Below are 16,083 nucleotides of genomic sequence, written 5' to 3'. Positions count from 1 at the left end.
CTACCACCGTCGTACGGCCGCGCCTCCATGCCACGAACGGAGCTCTGCACCATGAGACGCATCACCTACCTTCTGACCATCCTGGCAACCGTCCTCTCCACCGCGTTTGTACCCGCCGCAGCCTCCGCCACCGGCACCGGTCACCACGGCCACCGTAAATGCGTGTCGGTGCAGCCCGAGACCGGCTTCTACGAGGGCGGGCGTGTCGCCACCGAGGTCCTCACCGTGCCGGCCTCCCGATGCCGCACGATCAGCGTGTCCCACATCAAGGACCCGGCCAATCCGCCCGACCGCTGCCAGACCTTCCTGCTCGGCTTCTACCCGCTGGTCGACGGCAGTCTCACTTACACCGAACCGGTAACCGCATGCGGCCGGCACCGCACGGTCCTGGCCCGGAACGTTCCCGACGGCACCGCCTACATCGTGTTGTACAACATCGACTACCTCGAACAACGCATTCAGTTCCGGGTGCACCACTGAGACAAACCGCCGCAGATCCCCGGCACCGTCTGAGCCGACCGGTCCGTCACCCGGATGAGGATCCCTATGGCTCTGGTGCCGAGTAGCCCGTAACGTTCCAGGCGGCTCGACAGAGCTCAGGTCGCTCCAGATCCCGGCGGCAAATCTCCGACGTTCGTCTCGGGAGCGCATCATGCGAACAGCCGTCCGCGAAGCGAAGATCACCGGCGCGAGCCGGGCCGGTGCGGCTGAGGCCGATGAACGCTGTTGATCAGCGAACAGTCGCGGCGATCTCACGCGGCAGCCGGGACGCCTTCATCCTGTTGTTCGACCGCACGTCCGGTGCGGTTCGCGCCGAAATCGCGTCCCGCCTGGACGCGGACCGGTCGGCGACCGTGTTCGCGGCCACCTATGTGGAGGTGTGGTGGCTTGCGGGCTGTCACAGCGGTCCGGAGATCGACGCGATGGAGTGGATCAAGAACATCCTGCGCCGGCGCCTCGCCGACGCGGACCTGGACACGCGGCAGCAAGCAAGCAACTCGGATCCGGCTCCCGGTCTGCGGCCGAGTTGCGCCGAACTGGAACTGGCATTCCTGCTCGGCAGACCTGTCACGCGGTGGCCGGTGTGACCAGGTGGCGACGTTCAGCGAGCCGGGCCAGGGCGAGGACTCGGCCAACAGTTCTCTCCACCGGCGCAGTCCGTCACAACGACTGGTCAGCGGGGCGCCGCCCGGTGCGGACAGCGCCCCGCCTTTCATCGGTACGTCATGGAGTGGGTGTCAGCACCACCTCGTCCGATCCGCTCAGTGGCGGCAGCCCGCCCTCCGGCTCGTCCGTGTAGCTGGCGACGAAGACGCCACGCAGGTTGCTCGCGCCGGCGTGGCCCGTGTCCACGAACGTTTGAATCGAGCCGGAGCAGCCGGCAGTGGAGCTGAGCGGATGCCCGTGCTCGTTGTGTCCGAGGATGTAGGCCACGGTGACCCTCGCGCAGTCGATCGGTGCGTCGTCCTCGACCGTCACCGTGAACGTGACCAGGTCGCCGAACTGGAACGTGCCGCCCGCGGGCTCCGCGGTGAGTGTCACCACCGGGATCGTGTTGCCGACGACGATTCGCACGGATGCCCAGGCCCGCCGCCCGGTCGAGTCGGTGACGATCAGCGTCGCCTCGTAAACGCCGTTCTCGGTGTAGGTGAACGACGGGTTCTGCTCCCGCGAATCCACCCGGCCGTCAGCGTCGAGGTCCCACGCGTACCGCAACGCGTCACCGTCGGCGTCCGCTGTGCCGGCACTGCTGAACCGCACGGTCAGCGGTGCCAGGCCGGCGACGACGTCGGCCGCCACCACTGGCGCCGGCGTCCGGTTGCCCCGGGTCCAGTCGACCCGGGCCAGCTGGGCCTCCGGGTTCTCGGAGAAGAACCCGTCGCCGTATTCGAGCACGTAGAGCGCCCCGTCCGGCCCGAACTCCATGTCCATCGGGTTGTCGAACACGACGTCCGGCGCGACGTCCTCGATCCGCGTCACTTCACCGTGGGTCAGCGAGAACGCCTTGACGTAGTCGCGGGTCCACTCGTAGAACAGCGGCTTGCCGTCGAACGCCCGCGGCCACTTGAACCGGGAACGGCTCCGCGACGAGTAGTCGTACGCCGGTCCGGCCATCGGGCCGATACCGCCCGTCTCCAGTTCGGGGAAGAGCGGGGACTCGTCATACGAGTAGTAGACCTCTGGCTGCTGTACCGGCGGCAGCACGCGGCGGCCGGTGTTGTACCGCGAGTCGTTCACCGGCGCGGCGCAGTTGAACGCGGGCCCCGCCGTCTCGGTGGCGAAATCGTAGTCGCGGTACGGGATGGTCGGCGTGACGCAGTACGGCCAGCCGTAGTTGGCGGGCTTGTCGATGACCATCCACCGGCCGTGACCCGCGGGCCCGCGCTCGGGGTCCGGGTGGTCGGCGTCCGGTGAGTAGTCGGCCATGTAGACCCGGTCGGTCCTGGGGTCGACGTCGAAGCGGAACGGGTTGCGCAGGCCCATCGCGTAGATCTCAGGCCGGGTCGCGGGTGTGCCGGCCGCGAACAGGTTGCCGCGCGGGACGGTGTATCCGCCGCCCGGCTTGACCCTGATCCGCAGGAGCTTGCCACGGAGGTCGTTGGTGTTGCCGGCGCTGCGGCGCGCATCGAACGCGGGGTTGCGGCCCTCGCGGTCGTCGAGTGGCACGTACCCGTCGGACTCGAACGGGTTGGTGTCGTCACCGGTGGACAGGTAGAGGTTGCCCTTGCTGTCGAAGTCGATCTGGCCGCCGACGTGGCAGCAGATGCCGCGATCCACCGGCACATCGATGATCTGTTGCTCGCTGCCCAGGTCGAGGGTGTTGCCGCGCAGCTTGAACCGGGACAGCCGGAGCACGCCCTTGAACCGGTCCCAGTCGGCCTGGGTCCCGGTAGTCGGCGCGTCGCCCTCGTTGACGTCCGGAGTGTCCGGGTCGTCCACCGGGGTGGTGCCGGGCGGCGAGTAGTAAAGGTAGACCCAGCCGTTGCGCTTGAAGTCCGGGTCGATGGCGACGCCCTGCAGGCCCTCTTCGTCGTGCTGGTAGATGGGGACGTCGGCGGCGATGGGGTTGAGCCCGGTGCGCGGGTCGTTGATCCGCACCTGGCCGGTTCGGGCGGTGTGCAGGACCCGCAGGTCGGGCAGCACGGCCAGGCTCATCGGTTCGCCGGGCCGGTCGTTCAGGGTCACCTTCTGGAACGCGGACTGGTCGGCCGGTAAGGGTGCCGGCTCGTGACCGGGGTGGGCGGCGGCGGGCAGCGACGTCACGCCGGTAAGCCCGGCGAACGTCGCGGTCAGCACGGCCACGGTGGTGCTTCGTCTCGGTGTGCTCCGGTTCGCCATGGCCATCATCGCGTCAGAACCGGATGTTCCGCAGGAAGCGGTAGCCGACGGCCGCGGTGTCCAGGGCGTCCTCGGGCTCCCGGTCGCCGGTACCGGCGTCGTCCCGCTCGACGATGTACTCCTCGACCCCGGCCAGGTCGGACTGCGCGAAGATGCGGCGGAAATCGATCAGGCCGGTACCCAGGTCGGCGAATCCGCTGTCGATGTTCATGTCCTTGACGTGGAACTGCAGTACTCGTCCGCGGTTCGCGCGGATCACGTCCACCGGGTCGGCGGCACCGCGCCACGACCAGTAAAGATCAAGTTCCAGGTGTACGAGGCGCCGTTCGGTGACCGTGGTGAGCAGGTCGAACGCCGTCCGCCCGGACTCGTCACCCAGCGGCAGGAACTCGAAGTGGTGGTTGTGGTAGCCGAACCGGAATCCGGCCTCACGGGCCATGGCGCCGGCTCGGTTGAGGTCCTGGGCGAAGGCACGCCAGACGGCGGCGTCCCGGATCGGGCCGTTCGGACCGACACCGAAGAACGGATGCACGACGTAGCGGCAGCCCAGCGTGCGGGCGTCGGCGAGTGTCGCCCGCCAGGCGGCCGCGTCGAACGGTTGCGGGATGCCGAAATGCCCGGAGGTGGCCCGGATCTGGTTGGCGTCGAGCAACGCGCGAAAGGCGGCCGCCGTCAGGCCCGCGGTCCCGGCGACCTCGACCCTGGTGTAGCCGATGTTGGCGAGCGCCGCGAGGGTGCCTGCCGGGTCGTCCGCGAGCGCGTCGCGCACGGTGTAGAGCTGGATGCTGATCCGGTCGACCGGGACCCGCCGGCGACCGGCGGAGGCGGAGCGGATGGCGGGCGCGGCCCCGGCGGGCGCGGCGACCAGGCTCGCCGCGCCGGCGGCCGCGACCACCACAGCGCCTGAGCGTAGGAGATCGCGTCGGCCGACCGGCCGTCCCGTCTCGGCAGACTTCACCCCATCGGTGTGAGCGGTGTACATGTGCCTCTCCTTCCCGGCCCGCGAAAGGGCGGACCGCGACGACGTCGGCGCTGCGGTCTGGAGGTGCGTCAAAAGGACAATCAACGGCAGCCGCAAAGAGACGCGGCGCATGTGTGAGCTAACCACCATTGCCAATGCCTGTGAAGGGCATCACATGTCTCGATCGACGTTTCGCGATGGGTGAACAGGGTGACCTTTCACGACAGAGGACGACTTCGACGTCCGAGTATTGACAGCTCCCTTCATGCAGCTGCATAAAGAGACAGAAATGATCTCCATATCTAATGATTCGCTTGCGGTCGTCGAGGTGGCCGGCGTGCGCGCTCCACCCGGACGTGCTATTACGGATGCAAAGTGTGATCCCCATCACTGACGATTTGAGGGATGCACAGTGGCAGATCGCCCCCGATCCGGGATCGTCGGTGCCGGTTTCATCGGCGAGGTCCACGCGCGCGCCGTACGGGCGGCCGGCGGTGTCCTCGTCGCTGTCTCCTCCCGCGACGCGACCTCGACGGCAGCCGCCGCTGTCCGGCTGTCGGCGGAGCGACCGGCCTCGTCCGTGGCCGAACTTGTCGAAGCTGACGACATCGAGGTCGTCCACATTTGCACGCCCAATCACCTGCACGCGCCGGTGGCCGAGCGCGCGATCACCGCCGGCAAACACGTGATCTGCGAGAAGCCCTTCGTGTACCGCTTCTACCCCACCGTGCGGGACGCACGCGGACGGGTACGTCGCGGCGATGTCGGCGCCCTGCGCCTGGTGCACGGGTCCTACCTGCAGGACTGGCTGTCGCGTCCCGACGACCACGACTGGCGGCTCGAGGCGGCGCTCGGCGGCGGTTCCCGCGCCTTCGGCGACATCGGAGTGCATTGGTGTGACCTCGTCGAATTCACCACCGGGCACCGCATCACCCGCCTCGTCGCCCGTATGACGACCGTCCCACGGGGGATCGGTCACCCCCAGCCGGACACCGAGGACGCCGCCACGGTCATGTTCGAAACCGACCGCGGAGCGATCGGTGCCATGGTGATCAGCCAGGTCTCACCCGGCCGGAAGAACCGACTGTGGTTTTCGCTCGACGGTGCGGACCAATCGCTGCAGTTCGACCAGGAACTCCCCGACTCGCTGTGGGTGGGCGAGCGCGAGCAGAACACTGTCGTGCACCGCGGCGGCGAGTCCTCAACCGGCGACGCCGCCCGCTACAACGTCGTCCCGGCCGGCCACCCGCAGGGCTACCTCGACTGTTTCACCGCGTTCGTCGCCGACGTCTACGCCGCCGCCGCGGGTCTTCCGCCCGACGGGCTCCCCACGTTCGACGACGGCCTGCGTGCCGCCCTGGTCACCGACGCCGTCCTGACCTCCGCGGCCGGCGGCTGCTGGGTGCAGGTACCCGCATGAGGCCCGGATCTCCACCGCGCCGACCACTTCGTTGAGGAGACACCACATGACGGCTTCGACCGCTCAGCCTCAAGGCAGGATCAGCAGCGCCACGCGCCTGAAGCTCTCCTTGATGATGTTTCTTGAGTTCTTCGTCTGGGGCGCTTGGTTCGTCACCATGGGCACGTTCCTCGACACCAGCCTGTCGGCCTCGGGAAGCCAGATCAGCCTCGCTTACCTGACCCAGTCTCTCGGCGCCATCGCTGCACCATTCATCATCGGCCTCATCGCCGATCAATATTTCTCCGCCCAGAAAGTGCTCGGCGTCCTGCACATCGCCGGTGCCGCGCTGTTGTTCTGGGCTTCCAACCAGTCCACGTTCGAGACGTTCTTTCCCATCATCCTCGCGTACATGATTCTCTACATGCCCACGCTGGCCCTGGTAAATTCCGTTTCGTTCCGTCAGATGACCAATCCGGAAAAGCAATTCCCGGCGGTACGGGTGCTCGGCACCATCGGGTGGATCGTCGCCGGAGTGGCTATCGGCTGGCTGGCCTGGGAACAGGAAGGACAACTCACCTCGACTTTCCGGATGGCCGCCGTCGCGTCGCTGATCCTGGGTGTGTTCAGTTTCCTGCTGCCCGCCACCCCACCGACCCGTCACGGCGAGAAGGCGACCGTCCGGGACATCCTCGGACTGGAGGCGGTCGGTCTCCTGAAGAACCGTTCCTACCTGGTGTTCTTCCTCTCCTCCATCGCGATCTGCATTCCACTCGCGTTCTACTACAACTTCACCAACCTCTTCCTCAATGAGCAGGGCGTACGGTCCGCCGCTGCGGTGCAGTCGCTCGGGCAGGTCTCCGAGGTACTGTTCCTCCTGCTCATGCCACTCCTCCTGGTACGCCTAGGGGTGAAGCTCACGCTGGCCATCGGCATGGCGGCATGGGGTCTGCGGTACGTCTTCTTCGCTTTCGGCGACGCCGGGAACCTCTACTGGATGCTCCTGCTGGGCATCGTCCTGCACGGCATCTGCTACGACTTCTTCTTCGTCGCCGGGCAGATCTACACCGACAAGTTCGCGGGTCATCGGTTCCGCAGCGCAGCCCAAGGACTGATCACCCTGGCCACATACGGCGTCGGCATCCTGATCGGCTCGCTCCTGGCGGGCCCCATCGTCGACCGCTTCGCCACCGCCGACGGCCACAACTGGACACAGATCTGGATCATCCCGGCCGCCATCGCCGGCGTGGTGATGATTCTGTTCCTGATTCTCTTCAAGGACCGGCGCGAGGTGACCGAGGCGACGGCGCTGGACGCTTCGACGACAACTGTGGAAGCACCCGGAACGGCAGTCCCGCGGGAGGAGCGGCCGCACTCCAGCAATACCTGACGGCGGGGAGGATGGTCGGGTGTCCCGGTGATTCCCGACCCTGGGTCACGCCGCTCTGCTGTACCGACAGGAGTTCACGATGGGCACAAGACAGCGCACGATCACTCTCGCGGCACTCGGCGGCCTGCTGGCGATGACGGTGCTGAGTTCACCGGCCGCGGCGGCACCTCGGCCAGCGCCCGGCGGCCGCATCCTCTACCTCGATTTCGACGGCTCGACCGCCGGCAGCGGAACGCTCAAGAGCGTACGGCCGACCGGCTGGGGACGGCAGGACTTCGGTCTGCAGCTGTTCTGGGCGTCGTCACCGGACTACTCACCCACCGGCTTCCGGATCGCGTATCTGCGGGACATCAACGTTCATCACATGGCCGCCGACGGCAGTGACGACCGGAATTTGGGCGCGCCCAATCTGGGGATCGGCTTCCCCCGCTGGTCGCCGGACGGCCGATGGATCACCGTGGAGAGCTGGGGTGACATCGTCGCCGTACACCGGGACGGATCCTCCGTGCCGCCGGTGAACCTCACCAGCGCGCACGACAGCAACGACCTCGTCGCGGCGTGGGCACCCGGCGGCCGCCGGTTCGCCACCGCGAACTACGCCGCTGTTCGGGTGTACAGCGCCGACGGGGTATCCGGCCGAGACCTCGCCGCGCTGCCCGGCGCGTACCGGCTGGACTGGAACCCGGACGGCCGATCGCTGGCGGTCGAGGCCCTCGGCGACCTGTGGGTGGTGACGGTTCCCTCCGGCGCCGTCCGCCGCCTCACCGACACCCCCGAGGTGCAGGAGACCAGTCCGGTCTGGTCGCCGGACGGACGCTGGCTGGCCTACGGCCGCGGCCCGGGCGCCCACGACCCGGACTTCCCCGGCGTCACCACCGACCCGGTGATCTGGTTGATGCGCCGCGACGGTCGCGGGGCATATTCCACCGCCGTGCCCGGCGTCCCCAGCAGCTGGCGCGCGGCCGGCTGAGGCGGCATCCGGCGCCGCTGCCGGCCGGCGTGGACAGGCGTAGGGTCGGACGTGTCGCCCCAGAACCCGGTGGCAGGTAGCTGACCGTGGCGCGACCGCAGCGATCAGGTGCGTTCCTCGCACGGGGCTGTTCACGAGCACGCAATTCCGGCTGCGGCCGAAGTCAGGATCACCCATGTCGTTGCAACGGCGGACCCGACGAGGACCGACGCCCCGCGCGGTGGGACGGGTCGTGGGGCGGGTGCGGGTCAGCCGGGTGGTCGGCCGGGTGCGGCCGAACGAGCACGCCCCCACGGATGTGGTTCGCTTGGACGAACTGCCGACGCCGGTGTTCGCCGACGACAGCCGGGTGCGTCGCCGGCGCCTGCGGCGGCTGTCGTACGGGATCGTGTTTCTGCTCCTGCTGGCGCTGCTGGCCTTCTGGCTCAGCCAGATCAGCGGCGGTGCACCCCGATGACGATCTATCACGGCGAACGTCCCGCCGAGTCCGGACTGACGACAGGGCAGATCCCGGCGCTGCGCCGGCGCCGGCTGCTGCTCCGGGTCCTGGTCGTCTTCGCGCTGTTCGCGCTGATCGGCAACATGCTGGTGGTGGAGGCCTATCTCCGCGCCGAGTTCGCCCCGGACAGTTCGGCCCAGGACGGCCGCCCGGCCGGTGCCGTGCCCGCGGCCATACGCTCCGGCGGGCCGGTCATCGACCTCTCCCGCGACTCGCCACGCACCTATCGGATGCCGGCCCGGACGATCGCGCTGACCTTCGATGACGGGCCCGACCCGCAGTGGACTCCACGGATTCTCGAGGTGCTGCGCCGGCACCGGGTACATGGCACGTTCTTCGTGATCGGCTCGCAGGTCGTCCGGAACGCCGGCCTGGCCGACCGGGTCGTCGCCGAGGGACACGAGATCGGCGTGCACACCTTCACCCATCCGCGGGTGCCGGGGTTGCCGGCCTGGCTGCGCCGGCTGGAGCACTCCACGACTCAGGCCGCGATCGCGTACACCACCGGTCGCTCGACGACGCTGTACCGCCCGCCGTACTCCTCCGTGGCCGACGCCCTCGACAACGCCGACATTCCGACGCTGCGGGAGGCTGCCCACCAGGGCGACCTGACCGTGCTCAACGACCTGGACAGCGAGGACTGGCGACGGCCGGGAGCCGAGACGATCGTCCGGCAGGCGACACCACGCGCCGGCGCCGGAGCGGTCGTCCTCCTGCACGACGCCGGTGGGGACCGGTCGCAAACCGTCGCCGCCCTGGACCGGTTGATCCCCCGCCTGCAGGAACGCGGCTACCGGTTCAGCACCGTCTCCGAGGCGCTGGCCGGGCGGATCCCGCCGGCCAACCCGCCCGCCGGCCTCGCGCCGAAGGCCCGTGGCTGGGCGCTGGTGTGGATGATCCACGCCGCGGACCTGGTGCTCCGGCTGCTCTGGATCCTGCTGTTCTGCGCCGGAGCGCTGATCCTCGTCCGTACTGCCCTGCTCCTCGGCCTGGCCGCCGGTCACGCCCGCCGGCGCCGCGGCGCGTCCTGGTCCTGGGGCCCGCCGGTGACCGACCCGGTCACGATCATCGTTCCGGCGTTCAACGAGGCGACGACGATCGGCCCGGCGGTGCGTTCGCTCGCTCTGTCGGCGCATCCCGGTGTCGAGGTGATCGTGCTGGACGACGCCTCGACCGACGAAACCGGGAAGGTGGTGCGGGATCTGCGCCTGGGAAACGTCCGGGTGATCCGCACCCCGCCCGGTGGCAAGGCGGCCGGGCTCAACACCGGTGTAGCGTTCGCCCGCCACGACCTGATCGTGATGGTGGACGCGGACACCGTGGTGGAGCCCGACTCGGTCCACCGGATCGTGCAGCCGTTCGCCAACCCACACGTCGGCGCGGTATCCGGCAACGTGAAGGTCGGCAACCGGCGCGGCCTGCTCGGCAAGTGGCAGCACATCGAGTACGTCGTCGGCTTCAACCTGGACCGCAGGCTCTACGACACGCTGGGCTGCATCGCGACCATCCCGGGTGCGCTGGGCGCGTTCCGCCGCCAGGCGCTGATCGACGCGGGCGGCCTCAAGGTCGACACACTCGCCGAGGACACCGACCTCACCATCGCCGTCCAGCGGGCCGGTTGGCGCGTGGTCTTCGAAGATTCCGCACGCGCCTGGACGGAGGCCCCGACCGGTCTGCGTCAACTGTGGCAACAGCGGTACCGATGGAGCTTCGGCACGATGCAGGCGTTGTGGAAGCACCGCCGGGCCGTGCTCGAGGGTGGGCCGTCCGGCCGGTTCGGGCGCCGAGGGCTCCTGGTCATCACCCTGTTCACGGTGGTGTTGCCGCTGCTGGCGCCGCTGCTCGACATCATGGCCCTGTACGGGTTGGTGTTTCTCGACCGCTGGGAGGTCGCGGTGGGCTGGCTCACGATGATGGTCGTGCAGGCCGTGACGGCGGTAGTCGCCTTCCGCCTGGACCGTGAGCCGCTCCGCCCGCTGTGGACCTTGCCGCTGCAGCAGGTGGCCTACCGGCAGCTCATGTATCTGGTCCTCATCCACTCGGCGCTGACCGCCGTGGCGGGGCGGCGACTGCGCTGGCAGAAGATGCGCCGCACCGGCGAGGTCACCGTCCCGGCCGGGACCGGTTAAGCGAACGGCGGAGGGAGAAACCCGCGATGCCGCACGAGCCCGGAGTGTTACTCGCCGGCCGGTACCGGCTCGACGCCAGGATCGCCTCCGGCGGTATGGGCGACGTGTGGCTGGCCACCGACACCGTGCTGGCCCGTCAGGTCGCGGTCAAGACACTGCGCCCCGACCGGGCCGTCGACTCCCAGTTCCAGACCCGGTTCGAGCACGAAGCCCACGCCATGGCCGCACTGCACCACCCCGGCGTCGTCGACGTGTACGACTTCGGACGGGAACCCGGCAACGGCGCGTACCTGGTCATGGCCTACGTGGACGGACAGTCGCTGGACCGGCGCATCGCGGAGCGCGGCCGGCTCACCCTGGCCGACACCATGGCCGTCGTGGCCCAGACCGCTCGCGCGCTGCAGGCGGTCCACGACGCCGGAATTCTCCATCGTGACGTCAAACCCGCCAACATGATCATCCGCTCGGACGGCACCGTCGTCCTGGTCGATTTCGGCGTGGCCCGGTCCAGCCGGTCCGCGGCACTCACCGGCGCGGGGGAAGTGATCGGCACCGCGGACTACATCGCACCGGAACAGGTGTCGAAACGCACCCTCGGACCGGGCGTCGATGTGTACGCACTCGGCGCCGTGGCCTACCACTGTCTGTCCGGACACCCGCCGTTCCTCGGCGACAATCCGCTGATAGTCGCCATGCAGCACCGCAACGACGATCCGCCGCCGCTGCCCGAGGACATCCCGCCTGCGGCCCGCAGCCTGGTCACCACTGCCCTCGCCAAGGACCCGGCAGCCCGGTTCCGGTCGGCCGCCGCGATGGCCGCCGCCGCCGATCGCGCCGCGGGCGCGGCTCCGGGGAACGAGGAGACCGCCGCATTTGGTGTTCTCCCGGACGGTTCGCCGGACAACCACCGCCGACCGCAGGTCGTCCTCGCGCTGGCGGCGTTGCTGGTGCTGCTCGGCGCCGGCACCGCCGTGGCCTTCACCGACCCGTTCGGCTGGCTTCCCCGCACCCCGAACCCCGCCACATCAGGACCGTCCGCGCCGTCGGTCGCCTCATCGCCAGCCCTCTCCACCCGGCCGGCTGACGGCGGGAGCACCCGGACACCGGCGCGTCCGACGCGTACCACCAGACGGACCCCCGATCCGACGCCGTCCACGCGCCCGCCGACGCCGACGCCGAGTCCGACGGCGCCCCCACCCACCACAGCACCCACGCAGGCGGAGACCACTGAACCGCCGCCGTCGGCGGCGGCCGACCCCGACCGAAGTGAGGCCTGATCGCCACGGCGTGGCGCCAACTTCCTACGGGCACGGTCCAGGGCTTGTCCGCCCGCGATTCGTGGAGCAGTGTGAGGCGTGTCCTCGTGATTTCCGGACCCCGAATCGCGGTGTTGCTTCGTGAGGAGGGGATCGACCATGAACCGTCGACAGCGCGCCATCGCGCTCGCAGCGCTCGCGGGTCTGCTCGCAGTGACAGCGGGGGCTGCGACACCCGCGGCGGCAGGTGCCCGTCCGGCACCTGGCGGGCGCATCCTGTACCTCGAGTTCGACGGTTCGTCGGCCGGCTTCGGAGCGCTCAAGAGCGTCCGGCCGGACGGGCGCGGCGGACAGGACTTCGGAAGGCAGCTGTTCTGGGGTTCCTCACCGGACTACTCGCCCGACGGCGCCCGCATCGCATACATACAGGAATGGAGCATCCGCAGCATGGCCGCGGACGGCACCGACGACCGCTGGCTGGTCGACGGCGGGTCGGTCCCGGCGTTCCCACGCTGGTCGCCGGACGGCCGGTGGATCGCCGCGGAGTCGGGCGGCGCCATCGTCGCGGTCCACCGGGACGGGTATGCCGCCGGTTGGGTGAACCTGACCAATGTGTACGACGACCTGGTCCCGGCCTGGGGACCTGCCGGCCGCCGCTTCGCCACCGCGACCATGCTCGGCATCCGGACATACCATGCCGACGGGACCAGCGCCCGCGAACTCGCCGCACTGCCGGGTGCGTACCGGCTGGACTGGAGCCCGGACGGCCGTTCGATCGCGGTCGAGGCGCTCGGTGATCTGTGGCTGGTCGCGGCGTCCTCGGGTGCCGTGCGCCGACTCACCAACACGCCGCGTGTCCAGGAGACCAGCCCGGTCTGGTCGCCGGACGGCCGCTGGCTGGCCTACGGCCGCGGCCCGGGCGCCCACGACCCGGACTTCCCCGGCGTTACCACTGACCCGGTGATCTGGCTGATGCGCCGCGACGGCAGTCACCGGCATTCCACCGCAGTGCCCGGCATCCCCAGCAGTTGGCGGCCCGCCGTCTGATCGAGCGGGTTTCGTGCTTCCGGAAGCTGGTTCCCGCCCAGCTGAGGGAGCGACGACAGGAGAGCCACGGTGGCGTGGACGATGCCGCCGATCGCGATCGTCCACGCTGTAGCCCACGGTGCGGCGTGCTCCGGGGTCGACCCGACCAGGTCCGCCGACGGTGGGGGCTTCCCAACGGGAAGCCCGGCCCGATAGGGTCCACAGCAGGAAAACACCTGTCTCTCCTGATGTCACCCCAGACCCTGGTGTCATCGATGTCATATCGATGGATCGGGTTCTTTCTGAGCTCGAGGCCACGTTCCCGGAGCATTCCTCGGTAACGCGGCTCGTCCTGCGGGTCGACGACAAAGGGGGGATCTCGCCGACCCGCAGGGCAGTCGCCCGTCGCGCTCGCACGGCCGAACCTGATGCCCGATCCGCACCCCGATGGCGTCGGCACGCGTGTTTATCAGCCCGAACGCAGGGCACCCCCCGGGTAGGCGGCGTTATCGCCCGGTGTCCAGCGCGTTCGGCGCTCTTCTCCGGTCGAGGTGGTCACCTCGTCCGATCGTGGAAGCCATGTCTTCCTTGCCGATCGCGGCGCGATGTGTCGTCCGGCCTCTCCCAGTCAGACCGGACTATCCGCCCACGGAGCCCGTACCACCGAGGAGATCGCCATGACCCAGCTCCGCCACTCCGCGACCACGCACCCCCGGCAGGTGCCGGCACCGATCGCGGACGTCGTGGGCTGGACCGCCCTCGATGTCCGTGCCGTGGACACCGCCCGCCTGCTGGCCGCCGACGCCGTACAGAAGACCGGCAACGGCCATCCGGGTACCGCGATGAGCCTGGCGCCGCTGGCCTACCTGCTCTTCCACGACACGCTGCGCCACGATCCGAATGACGACCAGTGGCTCGGCCGGGACCGGTTCGTGCTGTCCGCCGGGCACACCAGCCTCACCCTCTACAGTCAGCTCTACCTCAGCGGATACGGCTTGGAGCTGGATGACCTGCGGGCCCTTCGCACCTGGGGATCCGCTACCCCCGGGCACCCCGAATACCGGCACACCCGCGGCGTCGAGATCACGACAGGGCCGCTCGGTCAGGGACTCGCCAGCGCCGTCGGCATGGCCATGGCCGCACGCCGTGAGCGCGGCCTGCTCGACCCGGACGCCGCACCCGGCCGCAGCCCCTTCGACCATCACGTGTACGTGATCGCCTCCGACGGCGACCTCATGGAGGGTCTTACCGCCGAGGCGAGCTCGCTGGCCGGCCATCAGCAGCTGGGCAACCTCGTCGTGTTCTACGACGCCAATCACATCTCCATCGAGGACGACACCGGCATCTCCTTCAGCGAGGACGTCCCCGCCCGCTATGCCGCGTACGGCTGGCACGTGCAGACCATCGACTGGACCCGCACGGGAGCGTACGTCGAGGACGTCGACGCACTGCATGCCGCGATCGAGGTGGCGAAGGCGGAGACCGGCCGGCCGTCTTTGATCCAACTGCGTACGATCATCGGCTGGCCGGCCCCGACCATGCGGAACACCGGCAAGGCCCACGGGGCCGCGCTCGGCGCCGGCGAGGTCGCTGCGACCAAGCGCATGCTCGGGTTCGCCCCGGACGTCGTTTTCGCCGTCGATGACGTGGTTCTGGCGCACACCCGGGGGGTCGTCGCCCGCGGTGCCCACCTGCACCAGGAATGGTCGTCGCGTTTCGAGGCCTGGCGTGACGCTCACCCGGACCGGGCCGCGCTGCTGGACCGGCTGCGGAAGCGGCAGTTGCCCAAGGGCTGGACCGCGGTCCTGCCCACTTTCGAGCCGGACGCCAAGGGCATCGCCACCCGCAGGGCCTCCGGGGAGATCCTCGCCGCGCTCGCGCCGGTTCTGCCCGAGCTCTGGGGCGGATCCGCAGATCTCGCCGAGAGCAACAACACCACCATGGCTGGCCAGCCCTCCTTCATCCCGGCCGGCCGGCAGACCCGCGAGTGGACCGGCGGTCCGTACGGCAGGACTCTGCACTTCGGCATCCGCGAGCACGCCATGGGCGCCATCCTCAACGGGATCGCCCTGCAGAGCCTGACCCGCCCGTACGGCGGCACCTTCCTGATCTTCAGCGACTACATGCGGCCCGCCGTCCGCCTGGCCGCCCTCATGCAGCTACCCGCCATCTTCATCTGGACCCACGACTCCATCGGCCTCGGCGAGGACGGGCCCACCCACCAGCCCATCGAGCATCTGGCCGCGCTGCGGGCCATCCCCGGCCTCGACGTCGTGAGACCCGCTGATGCCAACGAGACCACGGTGTGCTGGCGGACTGTCCTGGAACACAGCGACCGGCCCGCCGGGCTGGTGCTGACCCGGCAGAGCCTGCCCGTGCTCGAGCGCGGCCCCGGCGCGTACGCCTCGGCCGACGGCGCGGCGCGCGGCGGTTATGTCCTGGCCGGAGCGGGAAACGACGCGGACGTCCTGCTGATCGGCACCGGCTCCGAGGTGCAGATCGCGCTCGACACCCGCGACCTGCTCGCCGCCGAGGGCCTCACCGCCCGGGTGGTGTCGATGCCCTGCCGCGAATGGTTCGCCCAGCAACCTGCGGCATACCGAGACGAGGTGTTGCCTCCAGCGTTGCGGGCCCGGGTCAGCGTCGAGGCCGGCATCGGCCAGGGGTGGCGCGAGATCGTCGGCGATGCCGGCCGCATCGTCAGCCTGGAGCACTTCGGAGCGTCGGCCGACTATCAGCGGCTCTACCGCGAGTTTGGCATCACCCCGGAAGCCATGGCTCAGGCAGCCCGCGACTGCGTCCGCGACGCCACGGGCACAGTCCGCCCCGGCGGCTTGCAGTCGACGGCCACCCCCACGACCGGTGGTACCGGTGACCAGCGCTGCTGAGACCGCCGGTCGCCGACCCCGACGAAGATGGACCTGAACGAGGCCGCACCGGCCGCCGGTGCGTCGCCGCGGTCGAGGTCGCTCCTCGCGGTGCGGTGCTAACCGGCGTAAGGTGATCGTGTCGCCCCGGACCTTGGTGGCCAGCAGTTCGCGGTCACGGCATACCGCGTTCATCCGCCCCTTCTCTCTCGCCGGCATGGCGCTCCCTGAAGGTGAGCAGCACCGA

12 protein-coding genes are annotated in these 16,083 nt (G+C 69.5%); 10 read left to right on the top strand and 2 right to left on the bottom strand.

The window, feature by feature from the left end:
• Positions 1–51 precede the first annotated feature (51 nt).
• Positions 52–480, top strand: coding sequence for an SPRY domain-containing protein (locus Ari01nite_RS43755; RefSeq protein WP_203789970.1), 429 nt, complete (start codon positions 52–54; stop codon positions 478–480).
• A 236-nt stretch (positions 481–716) separates the two neighbouring features.
• The gene (locus tag Ari01nite_RS43750) at positions 717–1,088 is read left to right on the top strand and encodes a hypothetical protein (RefSeq protein WP_203789968.1); all 372 of its coding nucleotides are present in this window, start codon (positions 717–719) and stop codon (positions 1,086–1,088) included.
• Positions 1,089–1,224: 136 nt separating this feature from the next.
• On the opposite strand, the gene Ari01nite_RS43745 is transcribed toward Ari01nite_RS43750, so the two are convergent.
• Positions 1,225–3,339 carry a PQQ-dependent sugar dehydrogenase gene (locus Ari01nite_RS43745; RefSeq protein ID WP_203789966.1) on the bottom strand — a complete coding sequence of 705 codons (2,115 nt, stop codon included), beginning with the start codon at positions 3,337–3,339 and terminating at the stop codon, positions 1,225–1,227.
• 13 nt (positions 3,340–3,352) lie between these two features.
• On the bottom strand, positions 3,353–4,237 hold the full coding sequence (locus Ari01nite_RS43740; protein ID WP_239163524.1) for a sugar phosphate isomerase/epimerase family protein: 885 nt from the start codon (positions 4,235–4,237) through the stop codon (positions 3,353–3,355).
• A gap of 475 nt (positions 4,238–4,712) precedes the next feature.
• Here Ari01nite_RS43740 and Ari01nite_RS43735 point away from each other — a divergent pair, with 475 nt between their 5' ends.
• The 8 genes from Ari01nite_RS43735 (at position 4,713) to tkt (ending at position 15,857) form a co-directional block, all read left to right on the top strand.
• Positions 4,713–5,720, top strand: a complete 1,008-nt coding sequence (locus Ari01nite_RS43735) for a Gfo/Idh/MocA family protein (RefSeq protein WP_203789961.1) — start codon at positions 4,713–4,715, stop codon at positions 5,718–5,720.
• Positions 5,721–5,766: 46 nt separating this feature from the next.
• Positions 5,767–7,089 carry a nucleoside permease gene (locus Ari01nite_RS43730; protein WP_203789959.1) on the top strand — a complete coding sequence of 441 codons (1,323 nt, stop codon included), beginning with the start codon at positions 5,767–5,769 and terminating at the stop codon, positions 7,087–7,089.
• Between the two features lie 79 nt (positions 7,090–7,168).
• Entirely contained in the window at positions 7,169–8,059 is an 891-nt protein-coding gene (locus tag Ari01nite_RS43725) for a TolB-like translocation protein (protein ID WP_203789957.1), read from the top strand.
• Positions 8,060–8,234: 175 nt separating this feature from the next.
• The gene (locus tag Ari01nite_RS43720) at positions 8,235–8,516 is read left to right on the top strand and encodes a hypothetical protein (protein ID WP_203789955.1); all 282 of its coding nucleotides are present in this window, start codon (positions 8,235–8,237) and stop codon (positions 8,514–8,516) included.
• Positions 8,513–10,687, top strand: a complete 2,175-nt coding sequence (locus Ari01nite_RS43715; RefSeq protein WP_203789953.1) for a bifunctional polysaccharide deacetylase/glycosyltransferase family 2 protein — start codon at positions 8,513–8,515, stop codon at positions 10,685–10,687. Before Ari01nite_RS43720 ends, Ari01nite_RS43715 begins: the two co-directional genes overlap by 4 nt.
• Positions 10,688–10,713: 26 nt before the next feature.
• Positions 10,714–11,964 (top strand): serine/threonine-protein kinase, encoded by a 1,251-nt coding sequence (locus Ari01nite_RS43710; protein ID WP_203789951.1) that lies wholly within the window; start codon positions 10,714–10,716, stop codon positions 11,962–11,964.
• Positions 11,965–12,102: 138 nt separating this feature from the next.
• Positions 12,103–12,990 carry a TolB family protein gene (locus Ari01nite_RS43705; RefSeq protein ID WP_203789949.1) on the top strand — a complete coding sequence of 296 codons (888 nt, stop codon included), beginning with the start codon at positions 12,103–12,105 and terminating at the stop codon, positions 12,988–12,990.
• A 656-nt stretch (positions 12,991–13,646) separates the two neighbouring features.
• Positions 13,647–15,857: a transketolase gene (gene tkt / locus Ari01nite_RS43700; protein WP_203789947.1), complete on the top strand. Its 2,211-nt coding sequence runs from the start codon at positions 13,647–13,649 to the stop codon at positions 15,855–15,857.
• Positions 15,858–16,083 lie beyond the last annotated feature (226 nt).

This window comes from Paractinoplanes rishiriensis, from assembly GCF_016862375.1.
In the GTDB taxonomy this organism is placed as follows: Bacteria; Actinomycetota; Actinomycetes; order Mycobacteriales; family Micromonosporaceae; genus Actinoplanes; species Actinoplanes rishiriensis.
The sequence above is the reverse complement of the archived record's forward strand: the minus strand, read 5'-3'. Positions and strand labels throughout refer to the sequence as shown.